Genomic DNA, 25959 nt, shown 5'->3' on the forward strand with positions numbered 1-25959 from the left:
GGTTACTAGCGGCTGATAGCCGCAGGTACTGATTCCAAGGGCACGTGCCGCACGGCTCCCTTGTCCGCCGAAAGCGCGAACGCCGCGTATGCGCGCAGCGCTGGCGAGACAGCGCGTTCGCGGTTGCGCGGCCGGTAGCCTGTGGTCGCCTCAAGCAGTGCGCGACGGCGGTCAAGCTCGTCGTCGGGCACCTCAACAGTGATCGAGCGGGCGGGAATGTCGATGGAAATCGTGTCGCCGTCCTCGATGAGGGCGATCGCTCCTCCTGCGGCGGCTTCGGGAGAGATGTGGCCGATCGATAGCCCGGAGGTCCCCCCGGAGAATCGTCCGTCGGTGATGAGGGCGCACTTCGCCCCGAGCCCGAGACCCTTCAGGAATGACGTCGGGTAGAGCATTTCCTGCATGCCAGGGCCGCCGCGCGGGCCCTCGTATCGAATGACGACGACGTCGCCCTCGACGATTCGTTTGCTCAAGATTGCCTCCACGGCGTCATCCTGCGATTCGAAAACCACGGCGGGGCCGGAGAAGCGGAAGATCGACTCATCCACGCCGGCGGTCTTCACGACGCATCCATCGAGCGAGATGTTGCCTCGGAGCACGGCCAGGCCGCCTTCCACGGTGTGGGCGTTGGCGATCGAGCGGACGCAGCCGTTCTCGGCGTCGGTGTCCAAGCTCTCCCAGCGCTCCGACTGGGAGAAGGCCGTAGCGGAGCGGACACAGCCGGGGGCCGCGTGGAAGAGTTCGGTGGCCTCGTCGCTCGCCTGGCCGCCGCGGATGTCCCAGGCGTCCAGCCAGGAGCGCAGGTCTGGGCTGTGCACGGAGCGTACGTTGTGATTGAGCATCCCGCCGCGGTCCAGTTCGCCCATGATGGCTGGGATGCCGCCGGCACGGTGGACGTCTTCGATCAGGTAGGTGCCGTTGGGCGCCACCTTGGACAAGCACGGGGTGCGGCGCGAGATGGCGTCGATGTCCTCGAGGGTGAAGTCCAGTTCGGCTTCCTGGGCAGCGGCGAGCAAATGCAGGATGGTGTTGGATGAGCCGCCCATTGCGATGTCCATGGTCATCGCGTTCTCGAACGCCTCGCGGCCCGCGATGGACCGGGGCAGAACGGAATCGTCGCCGTCGAAGTAGTGCGCGTTGGTGATGTCGACGATGGCTTTGCCCGCGTCCTCGTAGAGGTCGCGGCGGGCGGTGTGGGTGGCGAGCGTCGTGCCGTTACCCGGCAGCGAGAGCCCGAGCGCCTCGGTGAGGCAGTTCATCGAGTTGGCAGTGAACATCCCCGAGCAGGAACCACAGGTGGGACACGCGTTTTCTTCCAAGGTGAGCAGATCGGCGTCAGAGACGCTTTCGTCCACGGAGTCGGCGATCGCGGAGATCAGGTTCAGGCGCTTGCGCACGGTGCCATCGACCAGGACGGCGGTGCCACCCTCCATCGGCCCCCCGCTGACAAAGACCGTGGGAATGTTCAAGCGAAGCGCGGCCATCAGCATGCCGGGGGTGATCTTGTCGCAATTCGAGATGCAGATGAGCGCGTCGGCACAGTGGGCGTTGACCATGTACTCGACCGAATCGGCGATCAGTTCGCGGGACGGCAGCGAGTAGAGCATGCCGCCGTGTCCCATGGCGATGCCGTCGTCCACGGCGATGGTGTTGAACTCGCGCGGGATGCCACCCGCCTCGATGATGGCGTCGGAGACGATGCGTCCGACTGGCTGAAGGTGCGTGTGTCCGGGGACGAATTCGGTGAAGCTGTTCGCGACGGCGATGATCGGCTTTCCGAAGTCGGACCCTTTCACACCGGCGGCACGGAGCAAGGCTCGTGCGCCGACCATGTTGCGGCCGTGGGTGACTGTTCGTGAACGGAGTTGAGGCATCTCACCAGTCAATCAGCCCAATAGCGGGGGTTGAAGACGCTCTTGGTACTAGTAGTGGCAGTGCTAGATTTAGTGGAATGAGTGAGGAGCGCAGGCGGGAGTTGGGCCAATTCCTGCGCGACAGGCGAGGAAACCTGGTGCGGGCGGAGTTGGGGTTGCCGCCGATTGGACGGAGCCGCACCCTCGGGCTTCGCCGCGAAGAGGTCGCTTCGTTCGCCGCGGTCAGCGTCACTTGGTACACCTGGCTCGAACAGGGCCGCGAAATCAATGCCTCCCGGCAGGTGCTCGAGGCGATTGCGCGAGTGCTTGGCCTCACCGGTGCCGAGAAGTCCTACCTGCTGGCATTGGGCGGCTACGCCCCCGTGCCCGATGCCGAGGTGGCAGTGATCGAGGAACCTCCGGCGCACGTGAAGCGGCTGCTCGACTCTGTTGACTTCCCCGCCTTTGCAGTGGCCCCGGACTGGGGGATAGCCGGCTGGAACCGCGCCTATGCCGGCCTGTATTCGCGAATCGCCGCCGTCGACCTGGCCGACAGAAACCTCTTGTGGCTGATCTTCACAGACCCGCACCTGCGCGAGATGCTGCCCGATTGGGAAGAGACGTCACGCCATTTTGTCGCCGAGTTCCGGGCGGAGGCAGGTGCCCGGCTCGGCTCCGCCGCCCACACCACGCTGATCAACCGGCTGATCGAGGCCAGTCCGGAGTTCGCGAAACTCTGGGCGGACCGCGGCGTGGAGCGCTTCGCGTCCAGGCAGCGCGTGTTCCTGCATCCCGCGGTCGGCGAACTGGTCTTTGAGCAGCACCGTCTGGCGCCCTCGGATGCGCCGGAGCTGCACCTTGTGATGTACGCACCGGTACCGGGCACGCCTACGAGTGATCGGATGCGTGCGCTGGTGGAGGGCTAGCGTCCGTCGTTCCGGGTTCGCCGGACACCCTTTACCTAGTCGGCGGCCGCTACCCCCTAGAACCCGCCGCCGCCGGTCTCGCCCGCCATATTGGCGAAGCGGGAGTAATGGCCCTGGAACGCAACCACGATGTCCTTGGTGGGACCGTTACGGTGCTTGGCGATGAGGATGTCGGCTTCGCCGGCGCGAGGGGATTCTTTGTCGTAGACGTCCTCGCGGTGAAGCAGGATGACCATGTCGGCGTCCTGTTCGATGGAGCCTGATTCACGGAGGTCCGAGACCATGGGCCGCTTGTCCTGGCGCTGCTCGGATCCACGGTTGAGCTGCGAGAGCGCGATGACCGGAACTTGGAGCTCCTTGGCCAACAGCTTGAGGGCACGCGAGAATTCCGAGACTTCCTGCTGGCGGGATTCCACCTTCTTGCCGGAGCTCATGAGCTGCAGGTAGTCGAGGATCACCAGTTTGAGGTCGTGCTGCTGCTTCAGGCGGCGGCACTTGGCCCTGATTTCCATGAGGGACATATTGGGGCTGTCATCAATGAACAACGGGGCGTCGTTCATGCGACCCATGGTGGTGGCGATCTTGGACCACTGCTCGTCCTTGATGGTGCCCTTGCGAAGGTCCTGGAGGCCAATGGTGGCCTCCGCGGACAGCAGGCGCATCGCGATTTCATTGCGTCCCATTTCCAAGGAGAACATCACGGTGGCGAGGTTGTTCTTGATGGCAGCGGAACGGGCGAAGTCAAGCGCGAACGTGGATTTACCGACGGCGGGGCGCGCGGCGATGACAATCATCTGGCCCGGGTGCAGACCATGGGTGAGCTCATCGAGTTCGTAGAACCCGGTGGGGACGCCCGTCATGCCCTCTCCGCGGTGGCCGGATGCCTCGATCTCGTCAACGGTGGATTCCATGACGTCCTTGAGCGCCACGTAGTCTTCCGCGGTGCGGCGTTCGGCCACGGCGTAGATCTCGGCCTGGGCCTGGTTGACGAGGTCTTCCACCTCTCCGTCCTGGCCGTAGCCCATCTGGACGATCTTGGTGCCGGCGTTGACGAGCCGGCGCAGGACGGCGCGTTCGGCAACGATCTCAGCGTAGTAGCCTGCGTTGGCCGCCGTGGGCACGGTCTGGATGAGCTCGTGCAGGTAGGCGGGGCCGCCGATCCTGTTGATCTCGCCGCGCTTGGTGAGCTCATCGGACACCGTGACGGCGTCAGCGGGTTCGCCGCGGCCGTAGAGATCGATGATGGACTCATAGATGGTTTCGTGGGCCGGACGGTAAAAGTCATGGCCGCGGACAATCTCCACGACGTCCGCAATGGCGTCCTTGGAGAGCATCATGCCGCCGAGAACCGATTGCTCAGCAGGGATGTCCTGCGGCGGTTTGCGGCTGGCGTCCGATGTCCGGCCGCCCTCGATCGAATCCAAGTGCGTAACTGACAAGCCGTCCTCCATTGTGTACCGCGGCAGATAACTGTTCCCGGCGGTGCGGTTGGCCACTGCCCCGGTGTGGGTTGCTCCGACCGCGCCGATTATGCCGGCTGGTCCAAACTGTTCCGTAGGGCACCGACAATTTTGGGTTCCCCGGGATTTCCACAACTTATCCACAGACAGGTCCGCGGGCGCGCTGCTTTTCGACGGCACCAGGGTGCCGTCCACAAGAAACAGGGGTTTTCCAAGTACCTAAAGCAGGTACTCAGCCACGTTAGCCCTGCTTTTCCGAGGCACCAAGCCGGGCCTGTGGATAAAGTGTGGAATACATACCCCTACTTGTGCACAGTCTGTGCATGACCCTGTGGAAAGAGAAATTCTTTTTATGGCAAATAGCCTCTGAACTGGGAAAACGTTCTTCACGCCATGTGGATCAAAAGTATTTTCTTCCACGGATCATCCACAGGCCGATACACGCAATCCACAGTCCACCCCTCGTCCAATGGCCCAAAGCGGGATAAATATGCCAAAAATGTGATACCCCCACAATCGATCCCAAAATTTGACAGACGGCTCTCAGAAGCTATGCCAAAGCAGGAATGTGCTGTGGATAACCGCGTTCTGGCATAAGCTCTAGGTATGGGTTTCACCATTGGGGATGTACTGCTGGTCGCAATGCCCGTTGTCATCCTTGTGGCTGTGATTTGGGCCCTGACGGCGGCATTCAAGCCACGCAACCCAGGGTTGTCCGACGCCGAGCGCTATCAGCGGGAACTGGCCGCCCGCTCGGCAGCCCACCAGGCGGCCCAAGTGCAGGCGGCGACGGCTGCAAGGGCCCGCATCGATGCATCCACAAGGCCCAGCCAGAATGCGCAGCAACAGTCCCAGCAGGACAGCCAGTCGCGGGCAGCGCTGAGGGCGCAAGTCGGGGCCAGCCCGGGAGTCGGCCAGGCCGGCTACAACGGTCCCATCCTGCCCAACGGGCAATTGAATCCACAGTTCGCCCTGCAATTGCAGGGCATGGTCCGCAGCGGGCAGAAGATTCAGGCCATCAAGCTCCTGCGCCAGCAAACCCACTCGGACTTGTTGACCGCCAAGAACTACATAGATCGGCTTTAGCGCATGTCATCCCTACTCGTTCCGGTCTTGATCCTGGCGGCCGTCGTCGTCGGCGTGCTGCTGATCAGCCGTGTGCTCTCCCGCCGCTCCACGGAACTCCGCGGCAATGCTGCCACGGGCAAGGCAGCCGTGGACCCTGTGGAGCTGGCCCGCGAAGCCGCCGCGAAGCTCAGCGAGGATCAACACCGCCAGCTGTATTCCCTGATCGCCCAAGGTCAGGCCATGGCGGCCATCAAGCTGTACCTCAGCGCCACCGGAGAGGGCCTGCGCGCCTCACGGGACGCCGTCGGCGCCCTTGCGGCGCACCCGCAGCCCTTCCGCAAGCCCGAACCCGCCCCGCAGGACCTCATGCCCGACGACGACGAGCCGGAGCGCTTCCCCTACCGTTACCGGGCAATCGTCAGCAAGGGCGACGTCACGCGCGAAGTGAGCAGCAACATGCTCAACGACGAGATCTACGGACGGATCCGCACCCTGGCCAAGAGCGGTGACGTCGAAGCCGCGGCGTTGGCCCTGACCAAGCATTCCGACATCAGCATGAAGCAGGCCCGGGAGTTCATCGAGCTGCTGGATGACTAGCGCACGGAGCGGGACAGCCGAGGCTCGACCTAGCGTCCCGCGGTGATCCCTGCGAGGAGCTGCTCAAAAGGCAGTGATTCCATCGCGTCCGCCTTGCGATGCGGCTGTTCGCCGCCCAGGAGCTGGGCAAGCTCGCCCGCCGCCCGGTCCACGCGGACCGATAGCGGCGACGCGCCGTCGTCGGTGTTTCCCCAGTCCTGGGGTCCTGCGAAAACGGACGTCTGGGTAATCCGGGTGCGAAGGTAGGTGAAGAGCGGACGCATGGCGTAGTCGAGCACCATTTGGTGCCGGTCGGTGCCGCCCGTGGCGCCGAGAAGAACCGCCTTGCCGTCCAGGGACTTCGGGTCCAGAACGTCGATGAAAGACTTGAACAGCCCGCTGTAGGAGGCGCTGAAGACGGGAGTCACGGCGATGATGCCATCGGAATCCTCGACGCCGGCGATCGCCTCTGCGAGGCGCGGTGCGGCATAGCCGGTGACGAAGTTGTTGGCGATATCCACGGCCAGGTCCCGGAGTTCGATAACGTCCACCCGCACCTCGTACCCGGCATCGCCAAGCTGACGCCTGGCCGACGCGGCGAGCTGGTCTGCAAGAAACCGGCTCGACGACGGTACGCCGAGTCCGGCGGAAAGGACGGTTATGCGGCGGGTCTCCATGGCGGTCTCCTGTTGCTAGGTGGTTCGATGGCTTCAAACCAGAGTACATGCGTTTGCATCTATACTCCCAAACTGTGGCCCCGCCCCTTTTATTCCCCCTACAGCCGCACGGTCCCCTGGATGCACATCACCGAAGTCCCGCCCACCCAGATCTCGCCGTCTTCCGCTTTGACGTGGATGCGTCCCGCCCGGCCCAGCACGGTACCCTGCGCGGCGACGTACTGCTCCGGAGCCCGGCCGCTGCCGATCAGCCACTGAGCGACCCCCGCGTTGAAGCTTCCCGTGACCGGGTCCTCCACCATGGCGTCTCCCGGAATGAATGTCCGGACTTCGAAATCGACGCCGGCACCCGGTTCGTGGGGGCCGATCACCCCAACCTTCAGATCCCCCAATGCCACGAGGTCCGGCTCAAGGCCAAGGACCTGCTCGGCCGATTCGAGCAGCACGCCGATCCATTGCGGGCCGTTGACCAGCCACGAGGCATCCAAGAGCGCGGATTGGGGCAACCGGAGTCCGGCGGCCAACTGTTCCATGATTACCTCGCCCACGGGCCCGAAACGGGTCAGCGGCGGCGCAGCGAAGGCGAGGCGGCCGCCGTCGACCTTTACCTTGACCAATCCTGCGCCGCATTCCTGGACCAGCACCCCTTCCCGCTTCGGCACTCCGCTGGCCGCCAGCCACGCGTGCGCCGAGCCGAGCGTCGGATGCCCCGCGAAAGGAAATTCCTCGCTGCCCGTGAAGATCCGGACGCGGTAATCGGCCGCAGGATCGCTCGGCGTCAGCAGGAAGGTGGTCTCGGACAAGTTGGTCCAGTTGGCAAAGTGCTGCATCTGGTCTGTGCTGAGCCCTTCAGCATCGACGACGACGGCGAGCGGATTGCCGAGGTACGGCACGTCAGTGAAGACATCCACTTGCGAGAAGGGCCTGGTGCGCATGGTTTCAAGGGTCACCGCTGCAGGCTATCAAGTTCCCCCGTCTTCCTTAGCGCGAACTGGCAGCTAATGCCCCTTACGAGGCCGCCAGAGGGCATCTACTGCCAGTTCGCGCGCCCGGAAACCGCGCAAAGCAAAGGACCCCCGCCTCCGGAAACCGGGGACGGGGGTCCTTCGTGAAGCTACGCTACTTGCTGGCAACGACCTCAAGGTCGATGACAGCGGAAACATCCTCGTGCAGGCGGACGTTGGCCTGGTACGAACCAAGGGACTTGATGTGGTTCGGCAGTTCAACGTTGCGCTTGTCGATGGAGCCGAGGCCAGCGGCCTCAACTGCAGCAGCGACATCAGCCGGCTTGACGGTGCCGAAGAGACGACCGGACTCGCCGGCCTTCACTACGAGCTTGACCTTCTTGGAAGAAAGCGCAGAAGCCTGGGCCTGTGCAGCTTCAACCGAAGCGTGGGCACGAGCAGCGCGGGCAGCCTTGATGGACTCAACCTGCTTCTCGCCACCCTTGGTCCAGGTCAGAGCGAAGCCGCGGGGCAGCAGGAAGTTACGTGCGTAACCGTCCTTGACCTCGACAACATCGCCAGCAGCACCGAGACCGGTTACTTCGTGGGTCAGAATGAGCTTTGCCATGTTAGTTAATCCCTTCCTTAGCCGCGGCCAGCGCCGGAGTAAGGCAGCAGAGCAACTTCGCGGGCGTTCTTGATTGCCTGGGCGATTTTGCGCTGTTCCTGCACCGTGACGCCAGTGACGCGACGGGCGCGGATCTTTCCGCGGTCGGAGATGAACTTGCGCAGCAATGCTACGTCCTTGTAGTCGATGACGGTGATGTCAGCGGCCTTCAAGGGGTTGGACTTTGGTTTGGGCTTACGGAGTTCAGCCTTAGCCATCGTGGAGCTCCTTTTCTATGGAGCCCGTGGAATGGATCCACGGGATGGTGGTGCTCGACGGCGGTTGCCACCCGGGTGCCTCGCGGCACATCCGGCGGGTTCCGGCGTCGAACTTGTGAATGTTTAGAAGGGAGGTTCGGAATCCGGGCCGTTGCCCCATCCGCCCGCATTGCTGACGCCCGGGGTAGCCCAGGGGTCTTCCTGCGGTGCGGACTGGCCGCCGCCCCATGTTCCGCCGGAGTTGCCGCCCTGGTTTGCACCAGCGCCGCCACCTCCGAAGCCGCCGCTGTTGTTGCCGCCGCCGAAGCCGCCTTGACCACCCTGACCGCCGGAGCGCTGGGTGCGGTTGACCTTGGCGTTGGCGTAACGCAGGCTCGGGCCGATTTCATCGACTTCGAGCTCGATAACGGTGCGCTTCTCGCCTTCCTTGGTTTCGTAGGAACGGCTCTTCAGGCGGCCGGAAACAATCACGCGCATGCCCTTGGTGAGGGATTCGGCGACGTTTTCGGCTGCTTCGCGCCATACTGATGCGCGGAGGAACAGGGTTTCCCCGTCCTTCCACTCATTGGACTGGCGGTCGAAGGTCCGGGGAGTAGAAGCGATGGTGAAGTTCGCTACCGCCGAGCCTGACGGTGTGAACCGCAGTTCGGGGTCATTGGTGAGATTACCGATGACCGTAATAGTGGTTTCGCCTGCCATCTACTGCCTCCTTGTTCGTTCCTGCGGGGTAAAGAATGAAAGCCGGGAGCTGAAATTACTCAGCAACGACCTTCTGCTCTTCGGGGCGGGTGATCTTGGTGCGCATGATGGTCTCGTTGAGACTCAGCTGGCGGTCAAGTTCCTTGGCGGTTTCCGGCTTGGCGGTGAAGTTCACCACAGCGTAGATACCTTCGGACTTCTTCTTGATGTCGTAAGCGAGGCGACGGCGGCCCCAGATGTCAACCTTTTCGATGGTTCCACCATCGGTGGTGATGACATTGAGGAACTTCTGAAGCGACGGCTCTACGGTACGCTCTTCGACCTCGGGGTCGATGATTACCATCAATTCGTAAGGACGCATATGTGAACCCACCTCCTTTGGGCTAAGCGGTTACGGCATTTCCGTAACAGGAGGTTCATTTGCGATGAACAGTGCTGGCGACCGCTTCCAGAAGCGGAGGCAGGGCGCAGCACAGACTTCAATATCTTAGTCCATTTCCCGTGTCTAAGCCTATTCGGCGTGTCGGCGAGGTGGAATGAGCGACGTCGCGTATGTGGATAACCTGGGTAGCCGCCATCCGTACCCGCCAAGCTCAGGCAGACTGAATCCATGACCATCCTCAAATCCGTCGCACTCTTTATCCTGGCGGCCGTCGCCGAGATAGGCGGGGCCTGGCTCGTGTGGCAAGCAGTCAGGGAGGCCAAACCGTGGTGGTGGGCAGGCCTCGGTATCGCAGCCTTGGGTATCTACGGTTTCGTGGCAGCTTTCCAACCTGACGCGCACTTCGGCCGCGTGCTTGCCGCTTACGGCGGGGTGTTCATCGCCGGATCGTTGGCTTGGGGAATGCTCATGGACGGATTCCGCCCGGACCGTTGGGACGTCATCGGCGCGATGATCTGCATCTTCGGCGTGGCCGTCATCATGTTCGCGCCTCGGCCGGGCAGCTAAGCCGGCAACGCAGCTGAACCGTCGAAGCGGCCGTCACGCTGTGCAACTTTCTGGACCGTCCGACGTCGGGATCCCCCGGTTTTCCGCGGCGCTGCTCCACTCCGCACGCTAAAAGTCTGCGTGGCGTGACGCCGGGGCCTGGAGCCAGCCGTGCCATGATCTGACTATGAACGCCGCAGCGAAGAACCAGGGTCCGAAGTCCGCCCGTGCCAAACGTTCTCGATTGCGATTTTTGCTAATGGTCGTCACCGGCATCGCCGCCGCGGTAGCCACCGGAATCTGGGGTCAATGGATCTACGCGCCCGCGGCGGGCTGGGCAGTGGCCGCCGCGGTCTACAACGTTTTCGTGTGGACGGTCATCACCCCGATGAAGGCCGATCAGACGAGGAGCCATGCCAGGGAAGAAGATCCACGGCGCTCCACCGCCGACCTCCTCATCCTGTGTGCAGCCGTGGGCTCCCTCGCAGCCTTCGTCCTGGTGATGTTTGGAGCCAAGGATGCACACGGCGTCGACAAATTCATGCTCGCCCTGTTGGCCCTCGGCGGCGCCGTGGCGTCGTGGCTCCTGGTGCACACCCTCTTCACCTTGCGCTATGCCGAGGTGTACTACACGTCCGATCCGCCCGGCGGCATCGAATTCAACCAAAAAGAACCCCCGCAATACACGGATTTCGCCTACATGGCGTTCAGCCTCGGGATGACGTACCAGGTCTCGGACACGTCGATCACCACCAGGGCAATGCGGTCTGCCGCCTTGCGGCACAGCCTGCTGGCCTACGTTTTCGGCGTCGGGATCCTGGCCACCACCATCAACCTCGTGGTGAGCCTCGCATCCTGAGCTAGATCGCCGTCCGGAAGAACAGCTCTGCCGCCGTGGCCAGGTGGCGCGGGTCTTCAATGCCGCAGAGCTCGCGGGCCGAGTGCATCGACAGAAGCGGCACTCCGACGTCGACCGTCCGGATCCCCAAGCGGGTCGCCGTCAGCGGACCGATGGTGGAGCCGCACGGGACGTCGTTGTTGGAGACGAACTCCTGGTAGGGGACGCCGGCCTCGCCGCAGAGCCGGGCCCAGAAGGCCGCGCCGGTGGCGTCCGTGGCGTAGCGCTGGTTGGCGTTGATTTTGAGGAGCGGTCCGCCGTTGAGGATGGGCCGGTTGGCGGGATCGTGCCGCTCGGGGTAGTTGGGGTGGACGGCGTGGCCGGCATCCGCGGAAACACAGAACGACGCCGACAACGCCTGGAGCCGTTCACTCACCGTGGCGCCCAATCCGTCGGAGATCCTGGTGAGGATGTCTTCGAGGATGGGTCCGCAGGCGCCGGAACGGGAGGCAGAGCCGATTTCTTCGTGGTCGAAGGCGGCCAAGACCGCGATGGTCCCCCGGGCCGGCGCGCCCGCGGCTGCGTGCGCAATGAGTGCCGCAAGCCCGGCGTGGGTTGAAGAGAGGTTGTCGAGCCGTCCTGACGCGAAGAGTTCGCCCTTGGCACCGAACTGCTCAGGTGCCTGGGTGTCCGCGACGACGATGTCGTAGCCGCCGATCTGCGCGGGATCCACGGAGGCCCCGGCCACGGCGTCCGCCAGGATTGCCAGGACGTCCGCGGAATCGGGATCGCCGAGGCCGAACACCGGGTTCATGTGCTGTTGCTTGTCGAGCGTGAGTCCGTCATTGACGGCCCGGTCCAGATGGATGGCCAATTGCGGGAAGCGCAGGAGCGGTCCGGTTGCCGTGAGGTGCTGGGTGCCGTCCAGCATCACGAGCCGGCCCGCAAGCCGAAGCTCACGGTCGAGCCAGGAGTTCAGCAAAGGGCCTCCGTAGACCTCGACGCCGGCCTGCAGCCAGCCGAACTTGCCCGTTGTCGGCTTGGGCTTGAGCTTGAAAGACGGAGAATCCGTGTGGGCGCCAAGGATATTGAACGCCGTGGTCGGAGTGGCGCCTTCCGGGGTCACCCACGCGATGAGGGCGCCATCCCGGATCACGTAGAAGCTGCCCGCCCCGCCTTCCCATGGCTGAAGTTCATCAAGGGCCATGAACCCGGCAGCATCGAGCCGGCGCGCGGCCTCGTGGACGGCGTGGAAGCTCGACGGCGATGCGCTCACATATGCGCCAAGGTCCTGGATGTGTTCTGCAGCGGAGTTCGAAGGCATGGCTCCGAGTCTAGCCCCGGCCGTGGATCAGTAATCCGGGTTGCTCGGGATCACGAGGCCTGTTTCGTAGGCGTAAACCACCACCTGGACCCTGTCCCGCAAGTGCAGCTTGGTGAGTATCCGCCGGACGTGGGTCTTGACCGTGGCCTCGGACAGGAAGAACTTATGGGCGATTTCCGCGTTGGACAACCCTCCGGCGATAGCCTCGAGCATCTCGGTTTCGCGGGGCGTCAGTTCTTCGAGCAGTGGATCGCGGGGCTGGGCTGTGGCCTGGCCGGGCACGCGGCCTCCGCGGACGTAGGTCTCCAGGAGCCGCTGGGTGACCCTCGGAGCCACCACGGCGTCGCCGCTGGCCACGAGCCGGACGCCCTGGACCAACTCGGCAGGCGCAACATCCTTGAGCAGGAAGGCGGAGGCCCCTGCCTGCAGGCCGGAGAAGGCATATTCATCGAGGTCGAAAGTTGTCAGGATGATGATCCGGGCGTTGGATGCCGAGGCCGTGATCCGCCGTGTGGCTTCGATTCCATCCATGGCGGGCATCCGGACGTCCATGAGCACCACGTCCGGTTCCAGTTCCTCGACCTTCCGCACGGCTTCGGCGCCGTCCGAGGCTTCACCCACCACCTCGAGATCCCCTTCGCCTTCAAGGATGAGCCGAAACCCCATGCGCAGGAGTGGCTGGTCGTCCACCAGCAGGACCTTGATGGGAGCGTTGTCAGTCATGATTTCCCCTTGTCGCCATTCCAATTCAGCTCCGCATGGACACGCCACCCGCCGTGGATACCAGGACCGGCATCCACGGTTCCAGCATAAATTCCCGCACGTTCACGCATTCCCGCGATGCCTTGGCCCGTTCCCAAGGCCGCCTCTTCGGTTCCCGGCTCCCGGGAGCCCCGGCCGTCGTCGAGCACTTCAATGGTGACCGAGTCACTGTCCCGCACGATCCGCACATCCACTTGGCTCAACGAACGCCCGTATCTGAGCACGTTGGTGAGGGATTCCTGGACGATCCGGTAGACCGTGAGCTGGAACGCCGGGTCTTCGGGAAGGGCCGGGCCGGTGTGCGAATAGTGCAACGGCAGCCCCGCCGTCCGGAATCCATCCAGCAACTTGCTCAGGTCGTGCCCGGAAACCAAGGGCTCCAAAGGCGCCGGGCGGGCGGAGTCGTCCCGGAGCACGCCGAGGACGCGGCGCATGTCGGCCAGCGCGGTCCTTCCGGTGCGGGAGAGTTCGCCGAGCACCTCACCCGCGCGCTCCGGATCCCTCTTGACCACGACGGCGGCGCCGTCCGAGAGGCTGATCATGACCGTCAGGGAGTGGGCCACGACGTCGTGCATCTCCCGGGCGATCCGGTTGCGTTCGGTGACGGAACCCAAGCGGGCCGTGCGGGCTGCCCAGGCCCTGATTTCGCTCTCATGCTCACGGCGCTGCCGCACCGAAATCCCGATGCCGGTGGCGATCAGGTTGGACAACAAAATGCTGACCGCGGCAGTGATGTTGCTGATGAGGTGGAAATTCTCCGGGATCGCCTCTCCGTTGGACGGGGCCGCCGGGCTGGTCCACATGAAGAGATACACGAGGGTCAGAGGGAGGCTTGCCGCGCCAAACACAGTCAACGCGAAGGTACGGGTCCTCGCCACGGCCACCGCGTACAGCGCAAACCACAATCCCGCGGAGACGTTCGAACCCCAGGGATTCAGCAGCGTCACGGCCACTTCGAGGACAGCAACGGCCGCAGTGACGCTGAGGGGATTGCGGCGGCGAAGGAACAGGATGGCGGCAATGACAACGAGCAGCACGGCTGCGAACCACTTGCCATCCACGATCGAGCTGATGAAGGTGGCCAGCGCCAACAGCGAATAGCAAAGCACCACCACCGAGTCCATGACCCGCGGGTGCTCAAAGAGATAGCGGCGGATCCTGCCACGGCGGCGCAGCGTGATTTCAGCAAAGGACGCGTCGGCCACGTGGGCCGACGCGTCCTGTGCCGGCAACTCTTCACTCATGGCTTGAGCCTAGTGGCCTTGCCTGGAGTGGGTGTCCCCTGATCGCGAATCGGACGGTCGCGAATCAGACGTCGCGCTTCTTGAGCACAATGAGGGCAGGAACCATGAACAAGATGACGTAGCCAAGGAACACGAGGCCGCCCGCCCATGGATCCAGGGTGCCGTCTACGTGGCCGATCGACAAGAAGCGGCCGCCGGCCTCACTGGGCAAGTACTGGGGGACGTACTTCCAGAAGTCCCCGGGAGCGAGACCGAGGAATTGGCCGGCGAACGGGAGGACGAACATGATGCCCACCAGGACAGTGATGCCGCCGGCCGGGTTCTTCAGCAGTGTTCCGAGCGAGAGGCCGATCAGCGCGACCCCGGAGACGTAAAGGCCGCCGGTGAAAACGCTGTAGAGGACACCGTCCGTGTTCCATCCGAGGTCAAGGCCGAAGTTGGCGAACATGGGCGACGCCAACAGGAAGGTCACGACGCCGGCCACTACCGAAAGGACATAGGAGACCACAACCAGGACCACGGCTTTGGCGCCGAAGGTGGAGAGCCGGCCCGGCGCCGCGTTCATGGTTGACCGGATCATGCCGGTGGCGTACTCAGACGCAATGAAGAGTACGGCCAGGGAACCCATGACGAGGATGCCGATGTTGAGTCCGGCGTTCGGAAGGTTGTAAAGGTCGAAACCCGATCCCGGCGGGAAGGAGTCAATGGCTTGCTGCACCGATTCCTTGTGGCCCTGGCGGCCGACTTCGACCATCTGGTTGATGAAGTTCCAGCGCACCAGGGCGGAGAGCACGCCGATGCCGACAATGGCCACGAAGGTCAGGACCAACAGGATCTTGGTGCTCATGAGGGTCCGGAACTTGATGGATTCGGAGTTCAGTACCCGGAGGAAAGTGACGCCACCGGTCCCGGCTGACAGGATCGCAGGCTTCTTGCTGATGGTGGTGGTGCTCATGACTGGATCCCTTCCATGGTGGCAGCGGAGGTGGCGCCGACGCCGGCGGGGCTTCCGTCCACCGGCCCGCCCGGTGCTGCCGGTCCGCCGGTGATGTGCGAGTGGTATTCCACCTCGTCCTTCGTCAGCTGGAAGTAGGCCTCTTCCAGCGAGGACGTGAGCGGAGTGAGCTCGTAGACCAGCACCCGGTTGTCGAGGGCGAGCTCGGCGATGCGGAGCGGCTCAACCCCGTAGACTTCCAGGGTTTCACGCTCGTTCTGCTCCACCCGGACACCATCGCGGGCCAGCAACTCGGACAAGCGCGTGGTCTCGGAGGTACGGACCAAAGTGCGCTTGCGGGACTGGCTCTCAATCAGCGCATCCACCGTGGTGTCGGCAATGATCCTGCCGCGACCGATCACAATGAGGTGGTCCGCGGTCTGGGCCATCTCGGACATGAGGTGGCTGGAAATGAAGATGGTCTTGCCCTGGCTTGCCAGGTAGCGTGCAAGGTTCCTGACCCACTGGACGCCCTCGGGATCGAGTCCGTTGACCGGTTCGTCGAGGATGAGCGTCTGGGGGTCACCCAGAAGTGCGTTGGCGATGCCAAGCCGCTGGCCCATGCCGAGGGAGAAACCTCCGGCTTTCTTCTTGGCAACCGCGGTGAGGCCCGTCATCTCGATGACTTCCTCAACGCGCGAGTTCGGAATCCCGTGGGTTGCTGCCATGGCGCGCAGGTGGTTGTACGCACTGCGGCTCGTGTGCACCGCCTTGGCATCGAGCAGTGCTCCCACTTCGTGGAGCGGGGCTTTGTGCTGGGAGTAATGCCGGCCGTTGACGATGACGTCGCCCGACGTCGGGCGGTCGAGACCCATGATCATGCGCATGGTGGTGGACTTGCCGGCGCCGTTCGGGCCAAGGAAGCCCGTGACTTTCCCGGGCTGTACGGTGAAGCTGATTCCGTCCACGGCTGTCTTTGCGCCGTAGACCTTCCTCAAGCCTGTTGCCTCAATCATGGAAGCGTTCCCTCCGCTTGCTGCAGCTAGGTGGTGACTGTAGGTACAACGCTAGCCACCGACACAGCGGAATTCGCCGGTCTCAGGGATGATTCAGGGGCCGCTCAGGGTAGTCCCTATGGATGATCCCGGCTGCGGCCAGGGCTTCCCAGGCACTGAGAAGGCACTGAGAAGGCACTATGAAAGCATTAGGCAAGCGGTGAATACACCCGCAGCGCCCGGCGCTTCACGGTGAACTCCGCGGTCCGCACGCCCGGCAACGGCTCGCCGTCGACCGCTATCACCAACGGTTCGCCGGACGCCTCGATGCTGAGCTCCGCCGCCTCACTGAGATGGGTCACCTTGGACGTACCCACGGTTCCGGTGAGGACCGCCCACAGCAGCCGCAGCCGCGCAAAAGGCTCATCGGCCGTGACCATGCGGATGTCCAGCACTCCGTCGTCAAGCACGGGACGCGTCAGCGGCGCCAGGTCCCGCGGGTAGTAGCGGCCGCGCCCCAAATAAAGGATCCACAGCTTGTGGCGCACCCCGTTGATCAGGAGAGTGGTGGGGGTTGCCGCCCCGAAGGTGCGCAGACCTGCGACGAGTCCCGCGAGGGGTTTCCCCAGGGCAGGCTGAAGCCGCTCGCGGCGGCGCACCAAGTTGGGGTAGACGCCAACGCTGGCAGTATTCAGCATGATGAGTTCGGCGACCTCATCCTTGCCGTCAATGCCACGGCCCGCCGTCACGTGGCCAAGGTCCGTCCAGGCTGCCGCTCCCGTTTTGGCGGCCTCGAGGGCCCCTTCGAGGGACCGTGCGTCCACGTCACGCGCGAAATGGTTGAGCGTACCGCCCGGCAGGACCAACAAGGGCAAGTCGTGCTCGACGGCGGCCGCGGCGGCAGTGCCGACAGTTCCGTCGCCGCCCCACACACCCAGGGCCTTCGTCCCGGGCTGCCCCGCTGCGGCCTGGATTTCGGCAGCCACGTCATCGCCGTCGGAAATCATGCGAATATGAGCCTTGGGGAATATTTCCCGAAGCTGCGTCTCGGTCTCGGGCGAGTAGGAGCCGCCGAGGGCGTTGACCGCAATGCATAGCCCCTCGCCGTCGCCGACTGCCGGCGCGTCGGCGGGTGACCGGTCCGTAGCCGGGACGGGAGGCCTGGCAGGCCACCACTTCCGCGTCAGCAGGGCCGCTCCGGCGCCGATCGCGGAGCCGAGCACGACGTCGGAGGGCCAGTGGGCGCCTGTATGGATACGGGAATACGCCACACCCGCCGCAACAGGAGCCAAAACTGCACCAAGGCGGGGATTCACCAGCGCGACGCCAAGAGTGAATGCGACAGCGGATGCCGAGTGGCCGGAAGGCATCGAGGAGCTCGTGGGCTGCGGGTTGACAAAGCGGAAAACCGGAAGGAGTTCGGGCAATGGCCGCGTCCGCGGAAGAAGTGTCTTGAAACCGAGATTTGTGACGGCCGACGCAACGCCAAGTGCCAGGAGTCCGTGGATCGCCGCGTTGCGGGGCTTACCCGGAAACGCCGCGCAAACGCCAGCGACGGCAAACCAGAGCTTGCCCTTGGTAGCGGCCTCCGAGAGGTTTTTCCAGACGGCGTCATGCGGGCCTTCGGGCCACCGCGAAACGGCACCGACAATGGCACGATCGAGGCGCGCCACGTTTCTTACGTCCCATTGGCCCCATCGCAGCTTGCTTCGCATCCCACCAGACTATCGGCGGGCTGGTTAGGATGTGGAGATGGTGAGGGTCATTCTCCCCCGCAAGCTCGATCAGGGACGCACAATTGTCATCTCGACCGTGCTGCTGGCCATCGTTGTGGTCCTGGGCGGCATTCTGCTTGCAGGGGATAGGAACCCGCCATTCCAAGGCCTGGACGACGCCTGGCAGGCGTTCATGGCGACGCTCCACACACCGTTCTGGGATAGCCTGAACGTCGCCCTCAACTGGACCGGTTATACGGGAATGCTGATCTTCCACATTCTCCTGGCCTTGGCGCTGTTGATCCGCAGAAGACCCCGTTCGGCCGCATTCTCGGCCGTGGCAGGACTCACCGTGATGTTGCTGACCCAGCTGCTCAAATGGGTCATTCACAGGCCGCGCCCTCTCAATGCCCATGTGGCCACGGACACCTATTCATACCCCTCAGGGCACGTATCCGCCACCACGGCGTTCGTTCTGGTGGTGGCACTCCTCATCGGACGTGCCTGGGCGTGGATTCTCGCGGTTGGCGGAATGCTGGCCATGATGATCAGCCGGACATATTTGGCCGCCCATTGGCTCACGGATGTGGTGGGTGGCGCTTGCCTGGCGGCCGCCGTCGTGCTCCTCCTGTGGTTAGCCTGCCAGAATATATGCATCGTGGAGAATATAGACGCACGTCGTGCCCTGGAGTGGAGATCGAGGGTCGCGCGTCGGGAGCGGCACGCTGAGCAGAGCGTCACGTAGGGTAAACCATCAGGTAGCACTCGGTCTTCTCCAAGAGAGCGACAATAGTCTTCGGGCATGCTCTCAAAACCTCAACTCATCAACGGCGGCATCGGGGTGGCCGTCGTCGGCATTGCCGCCGGTGCCTTCTTCGTTCTGAACGGCGTCCCGCAGACGGCTTCGGACACCACCGTCCGCACCGTCGCGGTCAGCGCAGCGGACCTCACCGCCGTGTCTACCGCGAGCGGAAACGTCTCGCCCGCAAGCACCACGGTCATCAACGCGCAGAACTGCACCGGGCCCATCGCCACGGTCTCCGCGGTGACCGGTCAGCAAGTCGCGGCCGGGCAGGTGCTCGTCACCATTGATCCGACGAACGCCCAGAACGCCCTGGCCGTTGCCCAGGCGCAACTGGATTCCGCCGCAGCGCAGGCAAACCAGCAGCAGGCTTCAGCCAGCAACCAGGTAGCTTCGGCAAACCAGAGCCTCGCCAACGCCCAACAAACGGCCAACCTGGACGCGAGCCAGCAAGCCAGTGCCGTGGCCGCCGCGCAGACAGCCGTGAACAACGACAATGCGACAGTCGCCACGGCTCAGGCCGCTGCCAGCGCCCAGCCCACCAGCCAGCCGGCCCAGAACGCACTGAGCGCAGCTCAGGCCCAGCTGGCGAAGGACAACCAAGCGCTGACCCAGGCAGCCAACCAGCAAGCCAGCTCTGCCCTCAAGGACAAAGAGCAGATCGCCTCCGCTGCGACGGCCCTCAATTCCGCCCAGAGCGGTGGCGGCGCCACATCCAACACCACGTCTGCCCAGATTGCCGTTGACACCGCGACCAAGAACCTGGCGTCCTGCTCCCTCGCGGCCCCGGTCTCGGGCACTGTCACCGCCGTGAACGCCGTCGTCGGAGGCAACGCCGGCAGCGGCTCCGGCTCTTCCGGGTCCTCGGCTTCCGGGGCTTCCGGTTCCACCGGCAGCGCTTCCACGAGCGCCGCAAGCACATCGTCCTCAGGACTGATCACCATCAGCGACACGGCGCACCTGCAAGTCGTCGCCAACTTCGCCGAATCTGACATCGCCGCCATGAAGACCGGCGACTCAGCCACCTTCACCTTCCCGGCACTCAAAACCGACCCCTCCGCGGCGCCCGTCACCGGTACCATCACGGCGATCGCCCAGAACGCCACAACCACTAACAACGTGGTCAGCTACCCGGTGACGATCTCCATCAAGAACCCCCCGGCTGACCTCCGGCTCGGCCAGAGCGCAAACATCTCCGTAACCACGGCGACTGCCAAGAACGCTTTGGCGGTGCCTTCGCTGGCCATCACCACCACGGGAACCAAGCAGACTGTCAACGTCATGAAGAACGGGACCACGACGGCGGTGACCATCACCACCGGGATCACGGACAACGGCCGCACCCAGGTGCTCACCGGACTCAGCGCGGGCGATCAGATTGAACTCCCGGCCATCTCCTCCACCCTGGACACCACCGGCACCACCGGACGAACCGGGGCGGGCGGATTTGGCGGTACGGGTGGATTCGGTGGCACAGGAGGCGCCGGCGTTACGGGCGGCACCGCTGGCACACGTGGAAATGGCGGGTAAGCAGCCGTGAACGACGCTGTCATCCAACTGGACTCCGTGAGCAAGATCTATGGCAAAGGGGAGGCCGAAGTACGGGCACTTGATTCCGTAAGCATCTCCATTGACCGGGGCGATTTCGTAGCCATCATCGGCGCCTCGGGCTCCGGAAAATCCACCATGATGAACATCATCGGCTGCCTCGACGGCGCAACCGAGGGTACTTACCACCTGGACGGCATCGATACCGGGACCTTGGACGAATTCCAGCTCGCGCAGATCCGCAACCGGAAAATCGGCTTCGTCTTCCAGAACTTCAATCTGATACCGCGTACGCGGGCCGTGGACAACGTCTCCATGCCGCTCGCGTACGCAAAAGTGCACCGCAAGGAACGGCGCGAGCGGGCCTTGCAAGTGCTCGATTCAGTGGGTTTGGCGGAACGGGCCGACCACAAACCTTCGCAGCTCTCGGGAGGTCAGCAACAGCGTGTTGCCATCGCCCGGGCCCTGGTGACCAACCCGGTGTTGCTGCTGGCCGACGAGCCAACGGGAGCCTTGGACACCAAGTCCTCGCACGAGATCCTGGATCTCTTCGAGTCCTTGCACGCCAACGGCCGGACCATCGTGATGATTACCCACGAGGCGGACGTCGCGGCGCGGGCCAACCGTGTTGTGCGATTCCAGGACGGGCACATCATCGAGGACCACCGGCTTCGGGACGTCCACGCCCACCCTGTAGCGACGGCGGTGCCGGCATGATGATCGCCGAATCCGTCCGCTTCGCCCTGACCGGGGTGATGGCCAACAAGATGCGCTCCATCCTCACCACCTTGGGCATCCTGATCGGCATCGCGTCCGTGATCATCCTCCTGGCCGTAGGCGCCGGAACCTCGAACGCCATCAAGGCCCAGATCGGCAAACTGGGAACCAACGTGCTCACCGTGAGCCGCCAGACGACCGCTGGCGGCCGCGCCGCAGGCGGACAAGCCGTCACCGGTCCGCGGTCCCGCGGCACCAACCTGACGCTCCAGGACATGGCCGCGCTGACAGATCCCGTCATGGCCCCCGACGTCGCCGCAACGGCGCCGGTGGTCACGGCACAGAACGTCACGGGTACTTACCAGGACGCAACCCACGCCGTCGCAACATTCGTGGGGACCACGCCGTCGTACTTTTCCATTTCGAACGACACGCTCGCGGCGGGGTCCTACTTCAGCGACGGTGACGCAAGCAACGGCACCGCGGTAGCCGTGATCGGCAATACTGTGGCGCAAGACCTCGTGGGCAGCTCAGTGACCTCGGCCGTGGGGCAGACGATCGCCCTCAACGGACAGAACTTCGTGGTCTCCGGCGTCCTGGCTCAAAAGGGGTCCTCGGGCCTCAACGACCCAGACGACATTGTGGTGATCCCTTACAGCGCAGCCCAGGACAAGTTCACTGGCTACTCGCCTTCCCTCGCCTCCATCACCGTCCAGGCCAAATCAGCGGAAGTGATGAACCAGGCCCAGAACGAGGTTCAAATGATCCTCGATGCCCGGCACAACGTCACCTCCGCCAACCGTGACTACCAAGTGCGGAACCAGGCGCAGATCCTTACGACGGCCACCACCACCACGGCCACCCTGACCGTCCTCCTGGGCGCCGTGGCCGGCATTTCGCTCCTGGTTGGCGGAATCGGCGTCATGAACATCATGCTCGTCACCGTCACCGAGCGTACGCGCGAAATCGGCATCCGCAAGGCGATCGGAGCCTCGCGGGGGAGCATCGTGAGCCAGTTCCTCATCGAATCGCTCATCATTTCGCTGATCGGCGGGGTGCTGGGCATCGCTGCGGGCTACATCGGCAGCGCATTCCCGGTGTTGGGAACCCAGCCAGAAGTCCAGTGGTGGACGGTGTGGCTGTCGTTCCTGGTATCCGCGGCAATCGGCCTGGTCTTCGGGATCTACCCGGCCAACAAGGCGGCGAAACTACGGCCGATCGACGCCCTGCGGTACGAATAACCACCCACCGTTCCACTCCCAGCAACTAAAAGAAGAAACAGCCAACAGGAGCCACAAATGTCCTATTCAGCACCCGAGCCCGGTCCCACGAACCAGCCGGAGCCCCAGCAGCCCTACCCCGGACAGCCAACCGCGGTCCTGCAAGCCACTGGCCAGGAACCCAGCGGGCAGGGTTGGGGCCAACCCCAGACGCCGGAGCCGTTCGTTCCCAAGAAGCGCTTCAAGATGGGCCGCCTGACGCAGATCCTCCTTGCAGTGCTGCTGGTTGCCGTCGGATTCTTTGCCGGCGTCGGCGTCACTAAGGCAATGGACGCGGGCCAGGCCCGTCCAGGCCGCGGCCAGTTCCAGAACTTCAACGGTGGCCAGGGCCGGAACCGGCAGAGCGGCGCTCCCACCAACGGGGCATCGCCAACCGCCATTCCTTCGGCACCCGCCACCTCGGCTCCGTAGCCACCGTCCCCGTAGCAACCCAACTGACTTGCAGTTGTTGTCGTTTAGTCGCGGCAAAACGACAACAACTGCGAGGGCCCACGCCGCCAGGGTTCCCTGGCCGTGGGGCCACACCGGCGAGGGTCCCTGCCTGAGGTTGCGAAGGCTGGGAGCCGGTGGGGACTTGCGAGGTGAGGGTGGCGGTGGGGATCAGTTGTCTTTAACCAAAGGCTTCGCGGCGCCGGCCAGCCACAGGGCGATCAGGATCGGCACCCCGATGGCAAGCAGGGCCATGTGGATGCCTGTGAGATCGCCCAGGTATCCCAGAAGCGGCGGGCCGGCGAGAAACGCAACATAACCGATTGTCGAGACCACCGAGACGCGCGCGGCGGCGTGTTTCGGATCATCGGCAGCAGCGGACATGCCCATGGGGAAGGCCAAGGCTGCCCCGATACCCCAAAGAGCCGCACCCATCCCGGCAAGGATGAGGTTGCCCGCGAAGACGAAGAGCGCCAGGCCCACTGCTGCGGCGGCCATGCTGACCCTCAGCACGGCTACGCGTCCGAACCTGTCGATCGCGCGTCCGCCCAGGAAACGCATCAGGGTCATCGCCGCCACGAAGAGCGCAAACAACAGAGCGCCCGTCGATTCGCTCGTATTCAGGCCATCCACGGAGGCCTTGGCGATCCAGTCGTTTCCGGCGCCTTCGGTGAGGGTTGCTCCGAGCACCACCACACCGATCAACAGAGTGCGGGAGTCCCGCCACGCCGACGGACCCTTGACGGCGGGCGCGCCGCCGTCGGGCGTCGTTCCTGCGGTTTCGTGGCGCATGAAGTAACGCGGCGCCGTCAACGTGAGTAGTACGACGACGCCGGCAATGACCAGCAAGTGCTCCGGAAGTCCGACGCCGATCTCGGAAAGCCACGCACCAATCAGCGCACCCACAAAGGCGCCCCCGCTAAAAGCGGCGTGAAACTGCGGCATGATGGTCCGCCCGAGCCGGTGCTCGACGTCGGCCCCTTCGATGTTCTGGGACACATCCCACAGACCTACCCCCACACCGAAGAAAAACAGTGCCAGCGCGGTGGCGGCCACGGAGCCGGCCATCAGGGAGAACGCGATGGCCGCTCCGGCCGAGGCAGCGAGCAGCCCGGCAGCGCGCACGGTATTAGCCGTCCCGATCCTCCCGACAACCCATCCCGCGGAGGGCAGCGCAACAAGGGACCCGACGGCGGTGCACAGCAAGAGGGTGCCCATCTGTCCCGATGTCAGGTTCAAAGTCTGGGTCACGGCGGGTATGCGTGCCGCCCAACTGGCAAAAACCAGCCCGTTCATGCCGAAGACCAGGAAAGTGGCGATTGCCGCGGCTTTGACGTTCGGGGCGGTTCGGGTGCTGGTGGTCATACGATCACAACTTCCACGGAGAGATTTTCAAGTAGGGTGCGTTCTTCAGTGCTTCGCTTCCGGTCCGTCACAATGACATTTACCGCGTCCATGGCTGCAACCAAGGCCACGGCCTGTGCATTCCATTTGCTCCCTGTGTGCCGAACGGCTCAGACGCTCGCTCACCTATGGGGCGTTTCAGGCTGACGCTCGCTCACCTATGGGGCGTTTCGGGCTGACGCTCGCTCACTAGAGGTGAGCGAGCGTCATGTGATGACACGCCAAAGGTGAGCGAGGGTTCCCAGCCCGGGGGAGCAGGCTGGAAACTAGCGCGCCCGCTCTACCCGGGACTCGTCCCAGACGGGCTCGTCGGACTCGTAGACCTTGCCGTCGGATCCGAAGACGAGGAAACGGTCGAAGGACTTCGCGAACCAGCGGTCGTGCGTGACAGCCAGGACGGTGCCTTCGAACGCGTCGATGGCGCGTTCCAAGGCTTCGCCCGAGTGCAGGTCCAGGTTGTCCGTCGGCTCGTCCAGGAGCAGGAGCGTAGCGCCGGACAGCTGAAGGAGCAGGATCTGGAAGCGCGCCTGCTGCCCGCCGGAGAGCGACTCGTACTTCTGCTCGGCCGAGCCCACCAGCCCGTAGGAGTCGAGCGCGCCGGAAGCGGCTTCGCGGCCCAGGCCGGAACGGTGTTCGTCGCCGCGGTGCAGGATGTCCAGGAGCGTCCGGCCCAGGAGGTCCGGACGGGAATGGGTCTGCGCGAAGAATCCGGGACGGATCCTGGCACCCAGTTTGACGGTGCCTTCGTGCGGAACTTCGGCGATCTCGACGTCGGAAACGGGCAAGTGCTCGCGCTCCGGATCGGTGCCGCCGGCAGCAAGGAGCCGCAGGAAGTGGCTCTTGCCCGATCCATTGGAACCCAGCACGCCCACGCGGTCCCCGAACCAGATTTCGGTGGAGAACGGCTTCATGAGGCCAGTGAGTTCAAGCTTTTCAGCCACCACGGCGCGTTTGGCCGTTCGGCCTCCCTTGAGGCGCATGTGCACGTTCTGCTCGAGCGGCAGGGCTTCGGGCGGCCCGGCCTCCAAGAACTTGGCGAGCCGCGTCTGGGCGGCTTGGTATTTGTTTGCCATGTCCGAGCGGAAGGCAGCCTTGGTCTTGTACATAATGACGAGTTCCTTGAGCTTCAGGTGCTCCTCGTCCCAGCGCTTGCGCAGTTCCTCGAATCGCGCGTTGCGGTCGATCCGCGCGTCCACATAGGTGCCGAAGCCGCCGCCGTGCACCCAGGCGCCGGCACCGTTGATGCCGGGTTCCAGGGTCACGATGCGGCCCGCCGCGTTGTTGAGCAGCTCGCGGTCGTGGCTGATGAAGAAGACGGTTTTCTTGGATTCGTTGAGCTTGCTTTCGAGCCAACGCTTGCCGGGAACATCCAGGTAGTTGTCCGGCTCATCGAGGAGCAGCAGCTGATCCGGTCCGGAGAAGAGCGCTTCAAGCACCAACCGTTTTTGCTCGCCACCCGAAAGGCTCGACGCCGGACGGTGCTGCGCGCGGTCAAAGGGGATGCCGAGCGCGGCCATGCAGACCTCGTCCCAGACGGTCTCTACGTCGTACCCTCCCGCGTCTCCCCAGTCCACGATCGCTTGGGCGTACCGCATTTGGGTGGGTTCGTCGTCGTGCTCCATCATGGCGAGCTCGGCGTCCTCAACCGCCTTGGCGGCCGCGGCGAGGGCCGGCGGCGCGGCTGAAACGAGCAGGTCACGCACGGTGGATTCATCGCGGACCTGGCCGACGAATTGGCGCATGATGCCCATGGTGCCGGAACGACCCACTACTCCCTCGTCAGGCGTAAGGTCGCCGGCGATGATCTTGAACAGGGTGGTCTTTCCCGTTCCATTGGGCCCGATCAGGGCTGTTTTGCTACCGTCCGGGACCTTGAAGGTCACACCGTTGAGCAGCTGGGTGCCGTCGGAGAGGAAGTAGTCGATGCCTGAAACGTCAATATGGGCCACAC

The 25959-nt window shown here is 64.1% G+C and carries 26 protein-coding genes; 10 read left to right on the top strand and 16 right to left on the bottom strand.

Annotated elements, in window-relative coordinates:
- Positions 1–5: 5 nt before the first annotated feature.
- Complete coding sequence (gene ilvD / locus AC1DJW_RS06500) at positions 6–1874, bottom strand: dihydroxy-acid dehydratase (protein WP_476901000.1); 1869 nt, start codon at positions 1872–1874, stop codon at positions 6–8.
- Between the two features lie 77 nt (positions 1875–1951).
- Here ilvD and AC1DJW_RS06505 point away from each other — a divergent pair, with 77 nt between their 5' ends.
- Entirely contained in the window at positions 1952–2779 is an 828-nt protein-coding gene (locus tag AC1DJW_RS06505; protein WP_284751049.1) for a helix-turn-helix transcriptional regulator, read from the top strand.
- Positions 2780–2835: 56 nt separating this feature from the next.
- Here AC1DJW_RS06505 and dnaB read toward each other — a convergent pair whose 3' ends face one another.
- Positions 2836–4218 (bottom strand): replicative DNA helicase, encoded by a 1383-nt coding sequence (gene dnaB, locus AC1DJW_RS06510; protein ID WP_059388830.1) that lies wholly within the window; start codon positions 4216–4218, stop codon positions 2836–2838.
- A 627-nt stretch (positions 4219–4845) separates the two neighbouring features.
- Between dnaB and AC1DJW_RS06515 the strand changes: the two genes are divergently transcribed.
- On the top strand, positions 4846–5325 hold the full coding sequence (locus AC1DJW_RS06515; protein WP_390281421.1) for a hypothetical protein: 480 nt from the start codon (positions 4846–4848) through the stop codon (positions 5323–5325).
- 3 nt (positions 5326–5328) lie between these two features.
- Positions 5329–5904: a hypothetical protein gene (locus AC1DJW_RS06520; protein WP_390281423.1), complete on the top strand. Its 576-nt coding sequence runs from the start codon at positions 5329–5331 to the stop codon at positions 5902–5904.
- A gap of 29 nt (positions 5905–5933) precedes the next feature.
- Here AC1DJW_RS06520 and AC1DJW_RS06525 read toward each other — a convergent pair whose 3' ends face one another.
- From AC1DJW_RS06525 to rpsF, 6 genes are all read right to left on the bottom strand, one after another.
- A complete protein-coding gene (locus AC1DJW_RS06525; protein ID WP_476901001.1) occupies positions 5934–6560 on the bottom strand; it encodes an FMN reductase in 627 nt (208 codons plus the stop codon).
- 98 nt (positions 6561–6658) lie between these two features.
- On the bottom strand, positions 6659–7510 hold the full coding sequence (locus AC1DJW_RS06530; protein WP_476901002.1) for a PhzF family phenazine biosynthesis protein: 852 nt from the start codon (positions 7508–7510) through the stop codon (positions 6659–6661).
- A gap of 169 nt (positions 7511–7679) precedes the next feature.
- Entirely contained in the window at positions 7680–8132 is a 453-nt protein-coding gene (rplI, locus tag AC1DJW_RS06535; RefSeq protein WP_234752901.1) for a 50S ribosomal protein L9, read from the bottom strand.
- Between the two features lie 17 nt (positions 8133–8149).
- The gene (rpsR, locus tag AC1DJW_RS06540) at positions 8150–8389 is read right to left on the bottom strand and encodes a 30S ribosomal protein S18 (RefSeq protein WP_003800144.1); all 240 of its coding nucleotides are present in this window, start codon (positions 8387–8389) and stop codon (positions 8150–8152) included.
- Positions 8390–8512: 123 nt separating this feature from the next.
- Positions 8513–9088 carry a single-stranded DNA-binding protein gene (locus tag AC1DJW_RS06545; RefSeq protein ID WP_078107100.1) on the bottom strand — a complete coding sequence of 192 codons (576 nt, stop codon included), beginning with the start codon at positions 9086–9088 and terminating at the stop codon, positions 8513–8515.
- 55 nt (positions 9089–9143) lie between these two features.
- Positions 9144–9449 carry a 30S ribosomal protein S6 gene (gene rpsF / locus AC1DJW_RS06550; protein WP_028267876.1) on the bottom strand — a complete coding sequence of 102 codons (306 nt, stop codon included), beginning with the start codon at positions 9447–9449 and terminating at the stop codon, positions 9144–9146.
- A gap of 249 nt (positions 9450–9698) precedes the next feature.
- On the opposite strand from rpsF, the gene AC1DJW_RS06555 reads away from it, so the two are divergent.
- Complete coding sequence (locus tag AC1DJW_RS06555) at positions 9699–10037, top strand: YnfA family protein (RefSeq protein ID WP_476901003.1); 339 nt, start codon at positions 9699–9701, stop codon at positions 10035–10037.
- A 223-nt stretch (positions 10038–10260) separates the two neighbouring features.
- Positions 10261–10875: a DUF1345 domain-containing protein gene (locus AC1DJW_RS06560; RefSeq protein ID WP_284751043.1), complete on the top strand. Its 615-nt coding sequence runs from the start codon at positions 10261–10263 to the stop codon at positions 10873–10875.
- 1 nt (position 10876) lies between these two features.
- Here AC1DJW_RS06560 and AC1DJW_RS06565 read toward each other — a convergent pair whose 3' ends face one another.
- From AC1DJW_RS06565 to AC1DJW_RS06590, 6 genes are all read right to left on the bottom strand, one after another.
- The gene (locus AC1DJW_RS06565; RefSeq protein ID WP_476901004.1) at positions 10877–12178 is read right to left on the bottom strand and encodes a M18 family aminopeptidase; all 1302 of its coding nucleotides are present in this window, start codon (positions 12176–12178) and stop codon (positions 10877–10879) included.
- Between the two features lie 27 nt (positions 12179–12205).
- Complete coding sequence (locus tag AC1DJW_RS06570; RefSeq protein WP_284751041.1) at positions 12206–12901, bottom strand: response regulator; 696 nt, start codon at positions 12899–12901, stop codon at positions 12206–12208.
- On the bottom strand, positions 12898–14184 hold the full coding sequence (locus tag AC1DJW_RS06575; RefSeq protein ID WP_476901005.1) for a sensor histidine kinase: 1287 nt from the start codon (positions 14182–14184) through the stop codon (positions 12898–12900). Before AC1DJW_RS06575 ends, AC1DJW_RS06570 begins: the two co-directional genes overlap by 4 nt.
- 64 nt (positions 14185–14248) lie before the next feature.
- Positions 14249–15139: an ABC transporter permease gene (locus AC1DJW_RS06580; protein WP_476901006.1), complete on the bottom strand. Its 891-nt coding sequence runs from the start codon at positions 15137–15139 to the stop codon at positions 14249–14251.
- A complete protein-coding gene (locus AC1DJW_RS06585; RefSeq protein WP_284751038.1) occupies positions 15136–16134 on the bottom strand; it encodes an ABC transporter ATP-binding protein in 999 nt (332 codons plus the stop codon). Before AC1DJW_RS06585 ends, AC1DJW_RS06580 begins: the two co-directional genes overlap by 4 nt.
- A gap of 188 nt (positions 16135–16322) precedes the next feature.
- Positions 16323–17828, bottom strand: a complete 1506-nt coding sequence (locus AC1DJW_RS06590; RefSeq protein ID WP_476901007.1) for a phosphatase PAP2 family protein — start codon at positions 17826–17828, stop codon at positions 16323–16325.
- A 37-nt stretch (positions 17829–17865) separates the two neighbouring features.
- Between AC1DJW_RS06590 and AC1DJW_RS06595 the strand changes: the two genes are divergently transcribed.
- Genes AC1DJW_RS06595 through AC1DJW_RS06615 form a run of 5 tightly spaced genes read left to right on the top strand, consistent with a single transcriptional unit; the run spans position 17866 to position 22586 of the window.
- Entirely contained in the window at positions 17866–18573 is a 708-nt protein-coding gene (locus AC1DJW_RS06595) for a phosphatase PAP2 family protein (protein WP_476901008.1), read from the top strand.
- A 57-nt stretch (positions 18574–18630) separates the two neighbouring features.
- Positions 18631–20160: an efflux RND transporter periplasmic adaptor subunit gene (locus AC1DJW_RS06600; protein ID WP_390281444.1), complete on the top strand. Its 1530-nt coding sequence runs from the start codon at positions 18631–18633 to the stop codon at positions 20158–20160.
- 6 nt (positions 20161–20166) lie between these two features.
- Positions 20167–20895 carry an ABC transporter ATP-binding protein gene (locus tag AC1DJW_RS06605; protein ID WP_284751034.1) on the top strand — a complete coding sequence of 243 codons (729 nt, stop codon included), beginning with the start codon at positions 20167–20169 and terminating at the stop codon, positions 20893–20895.
- Positions 20892–22136, top strand: a complete 1245-nt coding sequence (locus tag AC1DJW_RS06610) for an ABC transporter permease (protein ID WP_476901009.1) — start codon at positions 20892–20894, stop codon at positions 22134–22136. The genes AC1DJW_RS06605 and AC1DJW_RS06610 overlap by 4 nt, the downstream gene beginning before the upstream one ends.
- Before the next feature lie 57 nt (positions 22137–22193).
- Positions 22194–22586: a hypothetical protein gene (locus tag AC1DJW_RS06615; RefSeq protein WP_390281449.1), complete on the top strand. Its 393-nt coding sequence runs from the start codon at positions 22194–22196 to the stop codon at positions 22584–22586.
- 189 nt (positions 22587–22775) lie between these two features.
- Here AC1DJW_RS06615 and AC1DJW_RS06620 read toward each other — a convergent pair whose 3' ends face one another.
- Both AC1DJW_RS06620 and AC1DJW_RS06625 read right to left on the bottom strand, forming a co-directional pair.
- Positions 22776–23969, bottom strand: a complete 1194-nt coding sequence (locus tag AC1DJW_RS06620) for an MFS transporter (RefSeq protein ID WP_459342414.1) — start codon at positions 23967–23969, stop codon at positions 22776–22778.
- A gap of 305 nt (positions 23970–24274) precedes the next feature.
- Positions 24275–25957 carry an ABC-F family ATP-binding cassette domain-containing protein gene (locus tag AC1DJW_RS06625; protein WP_284751030.1) on the bottom strand — a complete coding sequence of 561 codons (1683 nt, stop codon included), beginning with the start codon at positions 25955–25957 and terminating at the stop codon, positions 24275–24277.
- Positions 25958–25959 lie beyond the last annotated feature (2 nt).

The sequence above is a fragment of the Arthrobacter sp. 05L417 genome, assembly GCF_056397865.1.